Genomic DNA, 16,959 nt, shown 5'->3' with positions numbered 1-16,959 from the left:
CGCCCAGCCCAAGGAGTCTGACAATGCCTGATGCCCAAACCATGGCCCCCGATTTCACATTGCCGTCATCTGATGGGAGTGATGTGTCGCTGTCTTCATTGCGCCCGGCGCCGGTTGTGCTGTTTTTTTATCCTCGTGACAACACATCAGGATGCACCAAAGAGTCGATCCAGTTTTCTGAATTGCTTGCTGATTTTCAGTCTGCTGGCGCGCAGGTCTTTGGCATTTCCAAAGACAGCCTGACCAGCCATGACAAATTCATCACCAAACAAGGCTTAAGCGTGTCGTTGCTTTCGGATGAACACAGTGATGTCTGCGAGAAATTCGGCGTGTGGCAAGAAAAGAAGATGTACGGCAAAACCTTTATGGGCATTGTGCGGTCGACCTATCTGATCGACGGAAACGGGCAGATTGCGCGCGCATGGCCAAAAGTGCGGGTCGATGGCCATGCAGCAGAGGTTCTCGAGGCGGTGCGCGCGCTGTGACTAACAAAACCCTTTCTGAATTGGCCGTAGACGTTATGACAACCGCCGACGGTCGCGCAAAAACTGAGGTATCGCGCCGCAACGCTGCCATCTGGTTCACCGCCCGGGACAAGGGTCAACCTCTTGCGATCGGACATGCGACGCCACCGGAACGCCCCGCGCGCCCTGCGCAGCCGGAATTGCTTGATCCGCGGGACGTACCACGTCGCCGCCCCGGCAGCCCGCAAGGGCGCATCGCCTTGTTACACGCGGTGGCGCATATCGAATTGAACGCAGTGGACTTGCACTGGGACATTATCGCGCGGTTCACAGATACTGAAATGCCGCTGGGGTTTTATGACGACTGGGTCAAATCGGCAGACGAAGAATCGCGTCATTTCAACATGATGTGCGACTGCCTGGAGGCCCATGGCAGCCATTATGGCGCTTTGCCAGCACATGCGGGGATGTGGCGCGCGGCAGAAGACACGTCTGACGATCTGTTGGGACGGTTGGCCGTGGTGCCAATGGTACTTGAGGCGCGTGGTCTTGATGTGACGCCCGGCATGATCCGTGTTTTCGAAAATGCCAAGGACGCCCAGACAATAGAAGCGCTCAAGGTGATTTATGCCGAAGAAGTGGGCCATGTGGCCTATGGGTCAAAATGGTTTAACTTTCTGTGCGGACGCCATGCTTTGGACCCCAAGCAACAGTTTCACGATCTGGTCAAACGCTATTTTCACGGCCCTCTCAAACCACCCTTTAATGAAGAGAAACGTGCCGATGCCGGAATGCCACCGGACTTCTATTGGCCCCTGACGGATGAGACACCTCCCGCCTATGCGCGCTAGTATCGGCAATATGCTGCCCAAAACACACAGGCGCGACAAACCATCCCGTATGGTTGGGGTCAATTTCCTTGCCCGATCAGTAACCTGCCGTTAATACCTTGCTCCGAGGCGCCACCGCTCAAGAGCGTCAACCATGGGGATGGGACAAGGGACTTGGTATGGTGAGAACACGACTCGCAATAAAAATGCACGCGCTTCTGGAACGTTATTTTCCGGAAAGACGGCTGTTTCTCAGATCCGACAACGATACCCGTTTCATCCGCCTGAAGCCCAGCACGCAGCTTGTCGCATTCTTCGGCTCAACCGTAATTGTGGCCTGGACCATTATTGCGACTGCTATCTTGTTAATGGACAGCATTGGGTCCGGAAATTTTCGCGAACAGGCCCGACGTGATCAGCTGACTTATGAGCTGCGCCTGAACGAACTGTCTGATGAACGCGATGCCCGCACCGACGAGGCGCTTGCCGCCCAAAACAGGTTCAACACTGCCCTGCAACAGATTTCCGTAATGCAATCGCAATTGTTGTCCTCGGAAACCCGACGCCGCGAACTGGATACCGGTATCGAGGTCATTCAGGCCACGCTGCGCCGTACTATGAAAGAACGCGAAGCCGCGTTGGCCGACTTGCGCAAGCTCGACGAAGCTCAATCTGAATCTGCAACCGCCCTCGCCGGGGGCACACCGCTCAGCAATGACATGTTGAACCTCTTGTCCGATGCACTGGCCGAAACCGCTCAGGAACGGGACCAGGTTATTGCCGACGCTCAAGCCGCACTGCAAGCGGCCCATGAGATGAAGGTCGACCTCGCATTGTTGGAAGAGAAGAATGACCAGATTTTCCGCCAGCTAGAAGACGCCATGACGGTGTCGGTTGAACCTCTGACCAAGATGTTCCGCGCCGCCGGACTGAATACCGACTCGCTTATGGAAGAAGTTCGGCGTGGCTATGATGGACAAGGCGGACCGATGCTGCCGCTGTCTTTTTCGACCAAGGGCGGCGAGCTGACCAAGGAAGCCGTGCGTGCAAACCGGTTGCTGGACCAGATGGACCAGCTCAATATGTATCGCATCGCCGCTGAAACTGCGCCCTTCGCCAATCCGCTCAAGTCCGCATTTCGCTATACATCTGGCTTTGGTGTCCGGTGGGGGCGCATGCACAAAGGCACTGATTTTGCTGCCCGATATGGCACACCGATCCACGCAACCGCCGACGGTGTGGTCATTCACGCCGACTGGTTGTCGGGTTACGGACGCCTGATTAAGATCCAGCACGAGTTCGGGATTGAGACCCGCTACGCTCATCTGGCAAAAATCCGCGTAAAGAAAGGCCAAAGGGTCTCGCGTGGCGACCTTATTGGTGATATGGGCAACTCTGGACGTTCGACCGGCACGCATCTGCATTATGAAATACGCGTGAATGGGCGGGCCGTGAATCCGATGACATTTATCAAGGCTGGAAGAGATGTTTTCTAAAAGCAAAATCAACGAACCCGCACCAAAATCTGCCGATCCGGCCAAACCTGCCGCATCAGCCTCTGTCGGTATACCGACCGCACCCTCAAAGGGCAGCGAATTCAAGGCCTCTGCGCCCAAGGCAAAACCACCCGCATCGGTGTTGTCTGCTGATCTGCACGTCACTGGCAATATGAAGACAACCGGCGACATTCAGGTCGAAGGCACTGTCGAAGGCGATATCCGCGCACATCTGCTGACCATTGGCGAAAGCGCAACGATCAAAGGCGAAATCACGGCTGATGACGTGGTGATCAATGGCCGCATCGTGGGCCGCGTTCGCGGTTTGAAAGTGCGCCTCACCTCGACCGCACGCGTCGAAGGCGACATCATCCACAAGACGATCGCTATTGAAAGCGGCGCGCATTTCGAAGGCTCGGTTCAGCGTCAGGACGACCCACTGACCAAGACCCCGGGCACCCCCCCGGTGCCAAAGAAAAAGCCAGCGCCTCAGGCCTGAGCCTAAATCAAGATCAAACCGAAACGCCACCCATTGGGTGGCGTTTTTTGTTGGGCTCTGGTTATCCGGCGAACTTGTCCTACGCCGCCAGCAACTTCCGCAGTATTTCGGCTTCGTAAGGTTTCAGACACACCCGAGCAGCCTGTGCCAAGGCATTGTCAGCCTGATCAAGTTCCGGAAACAACTGAAGCACCTCGTCACGTGTTTCTGCTTCAAGCGCGTTCATCGCTTGCGGTCCGGGAAGAAAACTCTCGCTTGGGGCACCGTTGGCAAACACCAATTCGTGGCGATCAAACAATATATGCACATAAGTGACTTGTTCGACGTCCAATCGGGTCACGCCCTGCATCCCGATCAACCCTTTCGCCGTGACCAAAACTTCGGGTTCCTGAAAGAACATCTCAGAACTGGGCGGCCGTACCATCATGCGGTGATTTGGTGAAATGATCAGATCCGCGTGATTGCCAAGTGTCCCCCCCGCCAACAATATGGGCGCTGTCTTGGCATTGGGCTTCACGGTTCTGGTGCCGATCCAACGCAGCGGTTGAAATCCATTGTCACGGGTCAGAACAAAATCGCCCTCTCGTAATGTCTCAATCGGGAATTGCCCTTTGTCAGTAACGATCAGCGTACCGGCGGTAAAACACACAACCAGATCATCATAATCCACTGCGCCGTCAGTGTTAAATGTGCCGAACGTATACGTCACCGCTGGGTCAAGCGGGAAATCGGATACGATCAAAGGTCCGTAATTTGCCTGACCGTTCGAGGCCAGAAAATATACTGTACCGCTGGACCCATCTGACCCGGTAACGGTATATTTATACCGCAAATCCATCAGGTCGCCGTTGCTGATACCTGTCACTGTCGAACTGACAACATCCTGATCGGGCACGTCTGATCCGCCAGTATGCGTAAAGTCGCCGAATTCACCGTCACGAAATCCGTTGGAATCATCAATCGAAATCTGACCGGCGTCAGAAATTCCAAAATTTCCGAAATGCGGATACGTGCTGTCCCCGCTCGTTATTCGATAAACCTGTACTGTCTCGATTGCCATAATATGCCCTGAACACTCAAAAACTCAGGCCACTATTGCCCGACATGTTCAAACTGCCGCATAAATTGGGCCACACTAGGCAATGCCGTGGCCGATTTGGTGATAGTTGATGGCCACAAAATGTCATCACACACAGATTTCCCGCATCCCAAGCGGATCAGAACACAGTTGCGTCACTATTGTGAAAACAGAGTTAAGAAAACAGAGGTGGTGCCAGTTCTACATAGTGGCCCGAAAAACCGACCAAAACTGGATCCTTGTTAGCGAAGTCAGTCAGGTCAGTATTTTCAACTTAAAATGTTTATTTGCAATACCTTACCGATAACACCGAAACCAAATGCTCTACCTGTGAGCAGCCTACCGTCCCAGCATCCACTGCCCATCTGGCCAGAATGCATGATAGGCAAATGCAAACATGACATCATGTGGCACATCCTGCCCTTTTTTGTCGCGCACCCGGATTGTCCCAACGTCGCGCCCTCGCCCGATGGTTTCGTCATCCAATGCCGACGACTGGCCCGCCTGCCAGCTGATCGTCACACCCGCCTCTTCAACCACGCCCGCCTTGGCCAACCGTTCAAGCGGCCAGGCCCGGTCGCCCACTCGCACGACGCGCGCCAGCGCCGGGATACTATGTGGCGGAACTTCACCGCTATACAGGAAAGGGCGCGCTGAACTGTCGTATCGCACATAGGGATTGCTGCCATAGCGGCGCGCATGCGCAGGCTCTGCCATCACCAGCCCGTTCGGGTGGCGGGCCTTGAATTGTCCCCAACTTTCCATCCAGGTTGGCATGGCCGCTAGTTTGACCCCGGACATTTCACCCACGATGCCGGTACCAATGGCCTGCTGCCACCAGCTTTGGGTTTCCCGGTCATACATGACCATATCCGAATTGCGCAGCTTGCCCGACACGCCAAAGGTCAAAACTTTACCCTTCACCCGCCGGTCAAACGTAATTGCTGAATTGCACAAGGGGCAAAACGTGACTGCAATTGGAACGCCACCCACGCGGTCATTCACAATTTCATGCCATGTCAGATATCGGATCGGATAGGCGCGCGGCTCGGCGCCCTTGATCTCAACCGTCACCACGGGTTCGGTCACCATGATGTCTTTTTCGTTTGCCACCCGGATAAACTGAGGATCACTCAGCGCTGGGATGCCATCCTTAGGTGGCCCGCCTGACAGGATCTCAACCCAGTTATCAACCGTTGTCCTGCTGAAATCCGTATCAGGCCATTCATGTTTCCAGAAATCAGGATTTGCAGCAGCAGGTGCCGCAACAGCAATCAACAGCGCGCTGGCAATGGCTTTGAACATAGTGTGATCCTCCGGTTTCCACAGTGTGCGCCGGAACCGCACATTCCTGAAACCAATCCTGTTCACAACCCTGTCAGGTAATCCGTAACGCATAAAAAAACCGGGCCCAAATTACATTGGGCCCGGTTCGTGCAAAAGCACTCTATCTTATTGTTTAACAGTGACTTTCTTCATCACATCAGGCTGACCAACAACAGAACCATTCTGTCCTGTGCCCAGCTTGATCGCGTCCACAACATCCATACCGTCGGTCACTTTACCAACAACGGTGTATTGACCGTTCAGGAAATCACCGTCCTGGAACATGATGAAAAATTGCGAATTGGCCGAGTTTGGGTTCTGCGAGCGTGCCATGCCGACAACGCCGCGCTCAAACCGCAGTGAAGAAAACTCAGCAGGCAGATCCGGCAGGTCCGAACCACCGCGACCGGCGCCACTCAGGTTTGCGCCCAACTTGCCGTACTGAACATCACCCGTCTGCGCCATAAAGCCGTCAATCACCCGGTGAAAGACAACGTCGTTATAGGCGCCCTGCTCTGCCAGCGCTGCAATACGTTCGACGTGCAGCTCAGCCACATCTTCGTAAAGGTCAATGGTCACAACGCCATTGGCACCTTCACCCGCGATCTCGATCTGCAATTCCGTGGCCAGCGCGGGCGCGCCAGCCAGGGCAAATCCAAGCGCCAGCTTAAGCATCGACATCAAACGCCACCTTTACGCTGATCATCCGGTCCGGGTTCGCAGGCGGCTCGCCGCGAACAACCGCATCAACAAGATCCATGCCCTCAATCACACGGCCATAAACCGTGTACTGACCATTCAGGAAATGGTTGTCGCTGAAGTTGATGAAGAATTGCGAATTCGCGCTGTCGGGCATCTGGCTGCGCGCTGCGCCAATGGTGCCACGATCATGCGGGATACGGCTGAACTCGGCTTTCAGGTTTGGCAGATCGCTGCCCCCGGTTCCGGCCGACCGCAGATTAAAATCTTTTTCCATGTTGCCGTTGGCCACGTCACCGGTTTGCGCCATGAACCCGTCAATCACACGATGGAAACACACATTGTCATAATGCCCGGCACGTGCCAGCTCTTTCATCCGCTCGACGTGACCCGGCGCAATATCGGGCATCAGCTCGATTTTGACGGTGCCGTCTTTCAGTTCCATCAGAATGGTGTTTTCGGGGTCTTTGATCTCGGCCATGGGGCACTCCTGTTTTCTATCTTGCCGCGTAGTTAATCACCCACAGCCGGAATGCCAATAGAATGCAGCCCGATAAGCCGCAATCCACCGCTCATACAGGGGTTTTGAAGATTGACCCGACGGGACTTTTCGCTAGGTAAGGCGCAACTTTTGATTTTAGGAGACCGCCAATGGCCTGGAAAACGCTCGATCAAATGGACCTCGCTGGTCAAAACGTGCTCACACGTGTCGACATCAACGTGCCGGTTTCAGATGGGGTTGTCACCGACGCGACCCGTATTGATCGCATTGTTCCAACCGTGCGCGATATCCTTGACGGTGGCGGCAAGCCTATTCTGCTGGCCCATTTCGGCCGCCCGGGCGGAGAGCGCATCGATGCCTTGTCCCTGCAACAACTCGCGCCCGCGCTGGAAAACGCCTTTGGCGCACCTGTGGTTTTCGCCGCCGATTGCAAAGGCCCCGCAGCCAAAGCCGCCGTTGACGCGCTGCAACCCGGTCAGGTGCTGCTTTTGGAAAACACGCGTTTCCACAAGGGCGAAACCAAAAATGATCCAGACCTTGCCGCCGAAATGGCCGAACTTGGCGACATCTATTGTAACGACGCGTTTTCCGCAGCCCACCGCGCCCACAGCTCAACCGAAGGTCTGGCCCGCGCATTGCCATCCTGCGCCGGTCGACTGATGCAGGCCGAACTTTCCGCACTCGAAGGAGCGCTTGGCGAACCCAAGCGCCCGGTTGTTGCGGTTGTGGGCGGTGCCAAAGTGTCAACCAAACTCGAATTGCTGGGCAATCTCGTGGAAAAAGTCGACTATCTGGTGATCGGCGGCGGTATGGCCAATACCTTCCTCGCTGCCCAGGGCATCGACGTTGGCAAATCTCTGGCCGAACACGACATGACTGACACCGCTTCTGCGATCCTGACCAAGGCGGGTTCGGCTGGCTGCGAAATCGTCCTGCCCACTGACGTGGTTGTCGCGCGCGACTTCAAGGCGCATGCCGAAAACGAAACTGTTGCTGCCGACGCCTGCCCGGTTGACGCCATGATCCTGGATGCCGGCCCTGCCAGCGTCGCGACTGTTGCGAAAGTCTTTGAGACTTGCAAAACCCTGATCTGGAATGGCCCGCTGGGCGCGTTTGAACTGGAACCGTTTGATGCGGCCACCAATGCCGCCGCGCTCCAGGCGGCCGCGTTGACCAAAGCGGGCAACCTTGTCTCTGTCGCCGGGGGCGGTGATACCGTCGCCGCGCTGAACGCTTCAGGTGCTGGCAACGACTTCAGCTATATCTCAACAGCTGGTGGTGCCTTTCTGGAATGGATGGAAGGCAAAGAATTGCCCGGTGTCGCCGCATTGAACCAGCAATAACAGCTATCCAGCGCATGGTTAGCGCCATCACAATTGCATGCTCCGCTTGGCTGAACTAAAAGCGGAGCAACAGCCCTTTTCCGGGCTGAACCGATCAAAATTTTTTAGCGGGACCCAATATGTCAAAACAATCTCAAGCCGATAAGATTTCCTCCGGACAGGGCTTTGTTGCCGCGCTCGACCAAAGCGGTGGTTCCACGCCCAAAGCCCTGCGCCTCTATGGCATCGAAGAAGATGCATACAGCTCTGATGCAGAAATGTTTGACCTGATCCACGGCATGCGCGCCCGTATCGCACAGGCCCCGGCTTTTACCGGCGATAAGGTGGTTGGCGCCATTCTGTTCGAAATGACCATGGACCGCGACATCGACGGCATCCCGACCCCTACATTTATGTGGGAAAAGCGCGGCGTTGTACCTTTCCTTAAAGTCGACAAAGGTCTGGCAGACGAAGAGAACGGCGTTCAACTGATGAAGCCAATGCCCGAACTGGATGCCCTGCTCGAACGTGCTGTGTCCAAAGGTGTGTTTGGAACCAAAATGCGCTCGACAATCAACGCCGCCAACGCGGACGGCATCAAAGCCAACGTTGCGCAGCAATTCGAAATCGGCAAACAGATCCTTGGCCACGGCCTGATCCCGATCATCGAACCAGAGGTGAACATCACAATTGCTGACAAAGCCGCAGCCGAAGAATTGTTGCTGGACGCTTTGACCGCCGAGCTGGACGCCCTGCCCGAAGATCAGCAGGTCATGCTCAAGCTCACTCTGCCCGAAACCGCCAATCAATACCTGCCCGTTATTCAGCACCCACGTGTGATGAAAGTTGTGGCACTGTCGGGCGGCTACTCGCGGGATGAAGCCAACAACCGTCTGTCTCAGAACACAGGCATGATCGCCAGCTTCAGCCGCGCTCTGACCGAAGGTCTGAGCGCTCAGCAAAGCGAAGATGAATTCAACGCCGCCATCGGTGGTTCTATCGAAAGCATCTATCAGGCATCGATCGCCGGTTAACTCCGACGTTCCTCGTGATTTTGAGAAAGGGGCACCTAAACGGCGCCCCTTTTTTTGTGGATAATCTCTGAGGGTTGCATCCGATCCGTTAAGGCGACAAAGCGGGAAATGAAACCGTCCCAATACCGACGTAATACCGACGCATTGCCGATCCCCATTACTCAATGAAACCAGATCATTAACCTGCTTTCAGTAGAAACCGGCGATCAAAAGTATCACTCAATGCCTTTGGCCCCGGTCCTACGTACGCGCATTAAGTTGACCCTACCCGGGTTTAAGGGATTCACAGAGCAAACCGGTTGTGTCATACTGGCACAAATCGCCCCGCAAAGAGGGCGTATGAGGCCAGTATGACAACGCAGAAATCCAGACCCGCAATTGGAGCGCTCGTGTTTTTCGGGCTGGCGTTTTCATTGGCGTCCTACTTCACATTCGCTGCTGTGCAAGGCGATTTCGGGTTGTTCCGACGGGTAGAGATTAACTCTGAAAAGCAAAAGCTGGAAGCCGAGCTTGCCCTGATTCAAGACGAATTGGCACGCATGGAAAACCTCACCCATCGGTTATCTGATGAGTTTCTGGACCTTGATCTGGTCGACCAACAAGTGCGCGACTTGCTGGGTATGATCCGCGCTGATGAGATCGTAATCCGCTAATCTCTCCTATCCTTATGAAATGCTGTGCTTTTTTCTGCTCGCAACCTGAACCCGTCTGAGTTACGATTTCAGACGACATAGTTTAACGCTAAACTATCCAGCGTTCGGGAGAGTATAGAATGGCGGCCAAGCGCAGCACTAAAAAGACCAACGTCTCAGGGGATGAACTCAAACAGTACTATCGCGACATGCTGCTTATCCGACGATTTGAGGAGAAGGCCGGTCAGCTTTACGGCATGGGTCTTATCGGTGGTTTTTGCCATCTCTACATCGGTCAGGAAGCAGTTGTTGTCGGGCTTGAGGCGGCCGCCGAGGAGGGCGACAAGCGTGTCACGTCATACCGCGATCACGGTCACATGCTCGCCTGCGGCATGAACCCAGACGGCGTCATGGCCGAACTTACGGGTCGCGAGGGTGGCTATTCCAAGGGCAAAGGCGGCTCAATGCACATGTTCTCCAAGGAGAAACATTTTTACGGTGGGCACGGCATCGTCGGCGCCCAGGTGCCAATTGGCGCGGGCCTGGCATTCGCCGATAAGTATAAAGAAAACGGCCGGGTGACATTCACTTATTTCGGTGACGGCGCAGCCAACCAGGGTCAGGTTTACGAGACGTTCAACATGGCGGCCCTTTGGGACTTGCCTGTCGTTTTTGTCATTGAAAACAATCAGTACGCTATGGGTACGGCGCAGAAGCGCTCGACCTCAAGCCCTGATATTCACACTCGTGGCGAGGCGTTTGGCATTCCAGGCGAAGCTGTCGACGGTATGGATGTGCTGGCTGTAAAAGATGCTGGCGAGCGCGCAGTAGCGCATTGCCGCAAGGGCAAAGGTCCCTACATTCTCGAAGTCAAAACCTACCGGTATCGCGGACATTCCATGTCAGACCCGGCTAAATACCGAACACGTGAAGAGGTCCAGAAAATGCGCGAAGAACGCGATGCCATCGAGCATGTGCGCCATTTGCTGCTGGATGGAAAACACGTCAGCGAAGAAGACCTCAAGGTGATCGACAAAGAAATCAAAGCTGTGGTGAATGCCAGCGCCGATTTTGCTCGCGAGAGCCCCCTGCCCGACACGGCAGAACTCTGGACCGACATTTACGCTTGAAGCAGGCGACAGGAGACAAAAAAGATGGCAATTGAAATTCTCATGCCCGCCCTCTCGCCAACTATGGAAGAAGGCACGTTGGCCAAGTGGTTGGTCAAAGAAGGCGACACCGTCAGTTCTGGCGACATCCTCGCCGAAATTGAAACCGACAAGGCAACCATGGAGTTCGAGGCGGTCGATGACGGCGTGATCGGGCACATTTTGGTGGCCGAAGGCACGGAAAACGTACTGGTGAACACGGCGATAGCCACACTTTTGGAAGATGGCGAAGAAGCCGGAACCGCCCCTGCAGCAACGGCCACGCCACAGCCCGCCCAAGCGGCCGCGCCATCCGCGTCAGAGCCTTCAAATGCCCCTGCTGCGGCACCTGCGGATTTGACACCGGACTGGCCCGAGGGCACGCCCCTTAAACAACAAACAGTCCGTGAAGCGCTTCGGGATGCGATGGCCGAAGAGATGCGTTCGGATGAGCACGTCTATCTGATGGGCGAAGAAGTCGCCGAGTATCAGGGTGCTTACAAAATCAGCCAGGGGTTGTTGGATGAATTTGGATCAAAACGCGTAATCGATACGCCCATTACAGAACATGGGTTTACCGGCATCGCGGTTGGTGCTGCATTTGGTGGATTGAAGCCAATTGTTGAGTTCATGACATTTAACTTTGCCATGCAAGCTATTGATCAGATTATCAACTCTGCGGCCAAAACGCTGTATATGTCGGGCGGCCAAATGGGCGCTCCGATGGTGTTTCGTGGACCCAACGGTGCCGCTGCACGCGTTGGTGCGCAACACAGTCAGGACTATGCGGCCTGGTATTCTCAAATTCCGGGGCTGAAAGTGGTTATGCCCTATTCAGCCGCTGATGCAAAAGGCCTGCTGAAAACCGCAATCCGCGATCCAAACCCAGTCATATTTTTGGAAAACGAAATCCTTTATGGCCGGTCATTTGAGGTCCCTGCCGTGGACGACTTCACTATTCCATTTGGTAAGGCCAAGGTTTGGCGTGAAGGATCTGACGTGACGCTGGTCAGCTTTGGCATTGGCATGCAATATGCCCTCGAAGCGGCGGATAAACTGGCCGAGGAAGGCATTGGAGCCGAGGTGATTGATCTGCGGACGTTGCGCCCGATCGATTATGACACGGTGATAAATTCCGTCATGAAAACAAACCGTTGTGTCACTGTGGAAGAAGGCTGGCCAGTGGGATCAATCGGCAACCATCTGTCGGCCACGATCATGGAACGCGCCTTTGACTATCTTGACGCGCCGGTGATCAACTGTACAGGCAAGGACGTGCCAATGCCCTATGCCGCTAACCTTGAAAAATTGGCGCTTGTGACAACAAACGATGTCATCGCTGCTGTCAAACAAGTGACCTATCGCTGAGGAGCACCCGACTATGGCTATTGAAATCCTCATGCCCGCCCTTTCCCCAACTATGGAGGAAGGCACGCTGGCGAAATGGTTGGTAAAAGAAGGCGATGAAGTGCAATCCGGCGACATAATTGCCGAGATCGAAACCGACAAGGCGACCATGGAGTTTGAGGCCGTCGATGAAGGCGTCATGGGTCCATTGTTGGTTCCGGAAGGAAGCGAGGGTGTGAAAGTCAATACGGCCATCGCTGTTCTTCTGGAAGAAGGTGAAGACGTTGGTAGTTTCGCGGTTGCATCTCCGGCCCCTGCAGAGGCCACTCAGGCAGCCGCCCCTGCAGAAAGCAATCCTCCGGCAAACGTGCAAGCCCCTCAACAATCTGGTGGAGAACGGTTTTTTGCGTCCCCTCTGGCGCGCCGCATTGCTGCAGAGAAAGGCATCGACCTTTCTCAAATCAAGGGAAGCGGACCGCGCGGACGGATCATCAAGATCGACGTTGAAGACGCCAAACCAAGTGCCAAAACGGCTTCGGAACCTGCGGCCAAAGCGGCTCCGGCTGCGCCAGTTTCGATGCCGAAAAGCGCGGATGCGGCATCGGTTGCGCGTATGTATGAAGGACGCGAATACATCGAAGTCCCGTTGGATGGCATGCGCAAGATCATTGCGGCGCGTTTGACAGAAGCCAAACAGACCATCCCGCATTTCTATCTACGGCGCGACATCCGGCTTGATGCGTTGTTGAAATTTCGCTCCGATCTCAACGCACAGTTGGAAACCCGGGGCGTAAAGCTGTCGGTAAATGATTTCATTATCAAAGCGTGTGCGCTTGCACTGCAAGCTGTCCCAGATGCAAATGCAGTTTGGGCCGGAGATCGCGTTCTAAAGCTTAAACCGTCAGATGTCGCGGTTGCGGTCGCGATCGAGGGCGGATTGTTTACGCCGGTCATTCAGGATGCTGAGGCCAAGTCGCTTTCAGCACTTTCTGCCGAGATGAAGGATCTGGCGGCACGTGCACGCGATCGCAAGCTTGCACCGCATGAATATCAAGGCGGCAGTTTTGCGATTTCAAATCTGGGCATGTTCGGAATCGACAATTTTGATGCCGTGATCAATCCACCACATGGCGCAATTCTTGCAGTCGGAGCCGGGGTCAAAAAGCCTGTTGTCGACAAGGATGGAACGCTTGAAGTTGCGACCGTAATGTCTGTTACGTTGTCCGTCGATCATCGGGTGATTGATGGTGCTTTGGGTGCCGAGGTTCTCAAACACATTGTCAGCAATCTGGAAAATCCAATGGCGATGCTTGCGTAACTCGAAAGCAAACGCGCCGCAGGGTCTGCGGCGCGTTTAAAATTAAAACTCTCAGTGACCCAGCAGCTGATCCATACTGACTGAAGGCTGATCACACCCGGCCTCGCCAACGATCCGCGCGGGCACACCGGCAACCGTTTTACATGGTGGAATTTCCTCAAGCACGACAGAGCCAGCCGCAATACGTGAGCAATGACCAACTTTGATATTGCCCAGGATTTTTGCGCCTGCACCAATCAAAACACCGTCCCCGATTTTGGGATGGCGATCTTCCTCTTCTTTTCCAGTTCCGCCCAGCGTTACTGAATGCAGCATCGACACATTGTCGCCAACCCGTGCCGTTTCACCGATTACGATGGAATGGGCGTGGTCGATCATAATGCCTTTGCCAATTTCAGCACCCGGATGAATGTCGATTCCAAAAATCTCGGATGTGCGCATCTGGATGAAATAGGCAAGATCAAAGCGCCCCTGTTGCCACAACAAATGGCCAACACGATAGGCCTGAACTGCTTGATATCCTTTGAAATAGAGAATTGGCTGAAGCAGTCTGTGGCAGGCCGGGTCGCGTTCAAATATGGCCATCAAGTCAGCACGGGCAGCCGCAATAATTTCCGGGCACGAGGCGAATGCCTCATCCGCAATCTCTCGCAGAACAACCATCGACATCTCATTGGATGCCAGTTTCGCGGCAAAACGATAGCTCAAAGCTCGCTCAATGGACTTGTGATGCAACACACAAGCATGCACCAGACCGCCCATCAGCGGCTCTTCACGAACCGCCTCTTCAGCCTCCGCAGTAATACGCTGCCAAACCGGATCAAGCTCTGTCACTTTTATGCGCGTCTCAGCCATGGTCATCCTTCCTAACTCACCCCACAGTACTATAGATAGAACTCCGACGGCAAATTCAAACCTGTTATGGCAGTGATTTGCATTCAGAATGCCCAATTGGGAATCTGTCGCGCATTCTATGCGCACCGCTCAAAGTGCTCGTCTGTGTCGCCTTAGGTTCGCTCCAAATCCGTTCTGAATGTCGCCGGTGTGGCTTGTCGACGTCGCAGAAGAGTCGAGCGCCATAATCTCCACCAGCCTGCAAATTTCACTTGTACCTTAAGCGCTGCTTAGTGGTGCGTGTTTACATACCCGAGAGAGGTCGTACCGGTTGCGCGCGAAAGCAATGCCTCTGAGTCACTGTTTGTCAAATTCAGCCAGCTCGGCCACAGACAAATGTGAAGCGAGTGTATTCAGCCCGTCATACAGTTCGACACAAAAAAAGGGCGCCCGACAGGCGCCCTTTCAGAAATTGTAAGCATAGTCAGCTGATTAGCAGCTGTAGTACATGCCGAACTCAACTGGGTGGGGAGTGTGCTCATAGAGCTCAATCTCTTCCATCTTCAGTTCGATGTAACCGTCGATCTGATCTTTGGTGAACACGTCGCCAGCCAGCAGGAAGTCATGATCAGCTTCCAGAGCTTCCATGGCTTCGCGCAGCGAACCACAAACAGTCGGGATGTCAGCCAGTTCTTCGGCAGGCAGGTCATACAGGTTCTTATCCATGGCTTCGCCCGGATCAATCTTGTTGGTGATGCCGTCAAGGCCAGCCATCAACAAAGCTGCGAAACACAGGTAAGGGTTCGCGGCAGGATCGGGGAAACGTGCTTCGACGCGCTTAGCCTTAGGCGACTCAGTCCAGGGAATACGTACACAACCCGACCGGTTACGAGCCGAATAAGCGCGCAGAACGGGGGCTTCAAAGCCCGGGATCAAACGCTTGTAGCTGTTGGTCGATGGGTTGGTGAACGCGTTCAGGGTTTTCGCGTGCTTCAGGATACCGCCAATGAAGTACAGAGCTTCCTGAGAAAGATCGGCGTATTTGTCGCCAGCAAACAGAGGCTTGCCGTCTTTCCAGATCGACATGTTCACGTGCATGCCTGTGCCGTTGTCACCATAGATCGGCTTGGGCATGAATGTTGCCGACTTGCCGTAGGACTGTGCCACATTGTGGATCACGTACTTGTATTTCTGCAGCTCGTCCGCTTGTTTGGTCAGGCTGTCAAAAATCAGGCCCAGCTCGTGCTGACAAGACGCCACTTCGTGGTGGTGTTTGTCAGTTTTCATGCCCAGACGTTTCATGGTCGAAAGCATTTCAGAGCGCAGGTCCTGCGCATCGTCGGTTGGATTCACAGGGAAATAACCGCCCTTGACGCCCGGACGGTGGCCAGTGTTGCCCATTTCGTATTCGGTGTCAGTGTTCCAGGATGCGTCGATTGCGTCGACTTCGTAGGACACTTTGTTGATCGTGTTCGAAAAACGCACGTCGTCAAACAGGAAGAATTCTGCTTCCGGACCCATGTAAGCCACGTCACCGATACCCGAAGACTTCAGGTACGCTTCTGCTTTTTCAGCTGTCCCACGTGGGTCACGCTCATAGGATTCACCGGTGTCGGGTTCGACGATCGAGCAGTGAATGCAGATGGTCTTTTCGGCATAGAACGGATCCACATAAGCCGACGTTGTGTCGGGGATCAGTTTCATGTCGGAGTTTTCGATCGATTTCCAGCCAGCAATGGACGAACCGTCAAACATGAAGCCTTCTTCGAGGAAGTCTTCGTCAACAAGATCAACGTCTACTGTCACGTGCTGAAGCTTGCCGCGCGTGTCGGTAAAGCGGATGTCGACATATGCCGCATCTTCGTCTTTGATCAGCTGGAGAACTGCGTCTGCGCTCATTCTCATTTTCCTTCTGATTACTTTGGAAAGGTGTGGGTTTACAGCGCGTCCGGACCGGATTCACCGGTGCGAATGCGAATGGCTTGCTCGACGGGGCTTACAAAAATTTTGCCGTCGCCAATTTTGTCGGTTTTCGCGGCGTCCACGATGGCCTCAATGGCGCCGTCTACCTGATCGTCGTCCAGGACAACTTCAATTTTCACTTTTGGTAGGAAATCCACGACGTATTCCGCGCCGCGATAAAGTTCGGTATGGCCTTTTTGGCGTCCGAAACCCTTAACCTCAATCACGCTCAGACCCTGAATGCCAAAATCCTGAAGCGCTTCCTTGACCTCATCAAGTTTGAACGGCTTGATGATTGCCTCGATCTTTTTCATCTTGAGATTCCCCTCACCTGAATTCTGAAATGCTCAGATCACTTTCGCTTGCGGGGAACAATTGGCTATGGTGACGCGGGGCATACAGGGCGGCGTATTCCAAACTGATTGCTTAAAAATTAGGCGCTTTGCATGAAAATAGAGCCGAATTGAA

At 54.3% G+C, this 16,959-nt stretch carries 17 protein-coding genes; 10 read left to right on the top strand and 7 right to left on the bottom strand.

Going from position 1 to position 16,959, the window contains the following annotated elements:
* Positions 1-23 precede the first annotated feature (23 nt).
* From ABJI08_RS05500 to ABJI08_RS05485, 4 genes are all read left to right on the top strand, one after another.
* Entirely contained in the window at positions 24-485 is a 462-nt protein-coding gene (locus tag ABJI08_RS05500; RefSeq protein WP_348400819.1) for a peroxiredoxin, read from the top strand.
* Positions 482-1,315 (top strand): ferritin-like domain-containing protein, encoded by an 834-nt coding sequence (locus ABJI08_RS05495; RefSeq protein ID WP_348400818.1) that lies wholly within the window; start codon positions 482-484, stop codon positions 1,313-1,315. The genes ABJI08_RS05500 and ABJI08_RS05495 overlap by 4 nt, the downstream gene beginning before the upstream one ends.
* 161 nt (positions 1,316-1,476) lie before the next feature.
* A complete protein-coding gene (locus tag ABJI08_RS05490; RefSeq protein WP_348400900.1) occupies positions 1,477-2,790 on the top strand; it encodes a M23 family metallopeptidase in 1,314 nt (437 codons plus the stop codon).
* Positions 2,780-3,289, top strand: a complete 510-nt coding sequence (locus ABJI08_RS05485; RefSeq protein WP_348400817.1) for a polymer-forming cytoskeletal protein — start codon at positions 2,780-2,782, stop codon at positions 3,287-3,289. The genes ABJI08_RS05490 and ABJI08_RS05485 overlap by 11 nt, the downstream gene beginning before the upstream one ends.
* A 79-nt stretch (positions 3,290-3,368) precedes the next feature.
* Here the strand turns inward: ABJI08_RS05485 and ABJI08_RS05480 are convergent, their stop codons facing one another.
* The 4 genes from ABJI08_RS05480 to ABJI08_RS05465 all read right to left on the bottom strand — a co-directional run bounded on the left by ABJI08_RS05480 (position 3,369) and on the right by ABJI08_RS05465 (position 6,873).
* The gene (locus tag ABJI08_RS05480) at positions 3,369-4,349 is read right to left on the bottom strand and encodes a Hint domain-containing protein (protein ID WP_348400816.1); all 981 of its coding nucleotides are present in this window, start codon (positions 4,347-4,349) and stop codon (positions 3,369-3,371) included.
* 357 nt (positions 4,350-4,706) lie between these two features.
* Entirely contained in the window at positions 4,707-5,672 is a 966-nt protein-coding gene (locus ABJI08_RS05475; protein ID WP_348400815.1) for a DUF3179 domain-containing protein, read from the bottom strand.
* Between the two features lie 147 nt (positions 5,673-5,819).
* Positions 5,820-6,368, bottom strand: a complete 549-nt coding sequence (locus ABJI08_RS05470) for a peptidylprolyl isomerase (RefSeq protein WP_348400899.1) — start codon at positions 6,366-6,368, stop codon at positions 5,820-5,822.
* Positions 6,361-6,873 carry a peptidylprolyl isomerase gene (locus tag ABJI08_RS05465; RefSeq protein ID WP_348400814.1) on the bottom strand — a complete coding sequence of 171 codons (513 nt, stop codon included), beginning with the start codon at positions 6,871-6,873 and terminating at the stop codon, positions 6,361-6,363. The genes ABJI08_RS05470 and ABJI08_RS05465 overlap by 8 nt, the downstream gene beginning before the upstream one ends.
* A 170-nt stretch (positions 6,874-7,043) precedes the next feature.
* Here ABJI08_RS05465 and ABJI08_RS05460 point away from each other — a divergent pair, with 170 nt between their 5' ends.
* The 6 genes from ABJI08_RS05460 (at position 7,044) to ABJI08_RS05435 (ending at position 13,695) form a co-directional block, all read left to right on the top strand.
* Entirely contained in the window at positions 7,044-8,237 is a 1,194-nt protein-coding gene (locus ABJI08_RS05460; protein WP_348400813.1) for a phosphoglycerate kinase, read from the top strand.
* Positions 8,238-8,356: 119 nt separating this feature from the next.
* A complete protein-coding gene (locus ABJI08_RS05455) occupies positions 8,357-9,250 on the top strand; it encodes a fructose bisphosphate aldolase (protein WP_348400812.1) in 894 nt (297 codons plus the stop codon).
* A 350-nt stretch (positions 9,251-9,600) separates the two neighbouring features.
* Positions 9,601-9,903, top strand: coding sequence for a septum formation initiator family protein (locus tag ABJI08_RS05450; protein WP_348400811.1), 303 nt, complete (start codon positions 9,601-9,603; stop codon positions 9,901-9,903).
* Positions 9,904-10,022: 119 nt separating this feature from the next.
* Positions 10,023-11,012: a pyruvate dehydrogenase (acetyl-transferring) E1 component subunit alpha gene (gene pdhA / locus ABJI08_RS05445; protein WP_348400810.1), complete on the top strand. Its 990-nt coding sequence runs from the start codon at positions 10,023-10,025 to the stop codon at positions 11,010-11,012.
* A gap of 24 nt (positions 11,013-11,036) precedes the next feature.
* Positions 11,037-12,398, top strand: a complete 1,362-nt coding sequence (locus ABJI08_RS05440; protein WP_348400809.1) for a pyruvate dehydrogenase complex E1 component subunit beta — start codon at positions 11,037-11,039, stop codon at positions 12,396-12,398.
* Positions 12,399-12,411: 13 nt separating this feature from the next.
* Positions 12,412-13,695 carry a pyruvate dehydrogenase complex dihydrolipoamide acetyltransferase gene (locus ABJI08_RS05435; RefSeq protein WP_348400808.1) on the top strand — a complete coding sequence of 428 codons (1,284 nt, stop codon included), beginning with the start codon at positions 12,412-12,414 and terminating at the stop codon, positions 13,693-13,695.
* Between the two features lie 51 nt (positions 13,696-13,746).
* Here the strand turns inward: ABJI08_RS05435 and cysE are convergent, their stop codons facing one another.
* The 3 genes from cysE to ABJI08_RS05420 all read right to left on the bottom strand — a co-directional run bounded on the left by cysE (position 13,747) and on the right by ABJI08_RS05420 (position 16,805).
* Entirely contained in the window at positions 13,747-14,550 is an 804-nt protein-coding gene (gene cysE / locus ABJI08_RS05430; RefSeq protein ID WP_348400807.1) for a serine O-acetyltransferase, read from the bottom strand.
* 471 nt (positions 14,551-15,021) lie between these two features.
* The gene (glnA, locus tag ABJI08_RS05425; RefSeq protein WP_348400806.1) at positions 15,022-16,428 is read right to left on the bottom strand and encodes a type I glutamate--ammonia ligase; all 1,407 of its coding nucleotides are present in this window, start codon (positions 16,426-16,428) and stop codon (positions 15,022-15,024) included.
* Between the two features lie 38 nt (positions 16,429-16,466).
* Entirely contained in the window at positions 16,467-16,805 is a 339-nt protein-coding gene (locus tag ABJI08_RS05420) for a P-II family nitrogen regulator (protein ID WP_093093975.1), read from the bottom strand.
* Positions 16,806-16,959 lie beyond the last annotated feature (154 nt).

It is taken from the genome of Shimia sp. (assembly GCF_039969785.1).
Taxonomy (GTDB): Bacteria; Pseudomonadota; Alphaproteobacteria; order Rhodobacterales; family Rhodobacteraceae; genus Shimia.
Note: the sequence above shows the minus strand (reverse complement) of the source record. Positions and strands in the feature narration are given on the sequence as shown.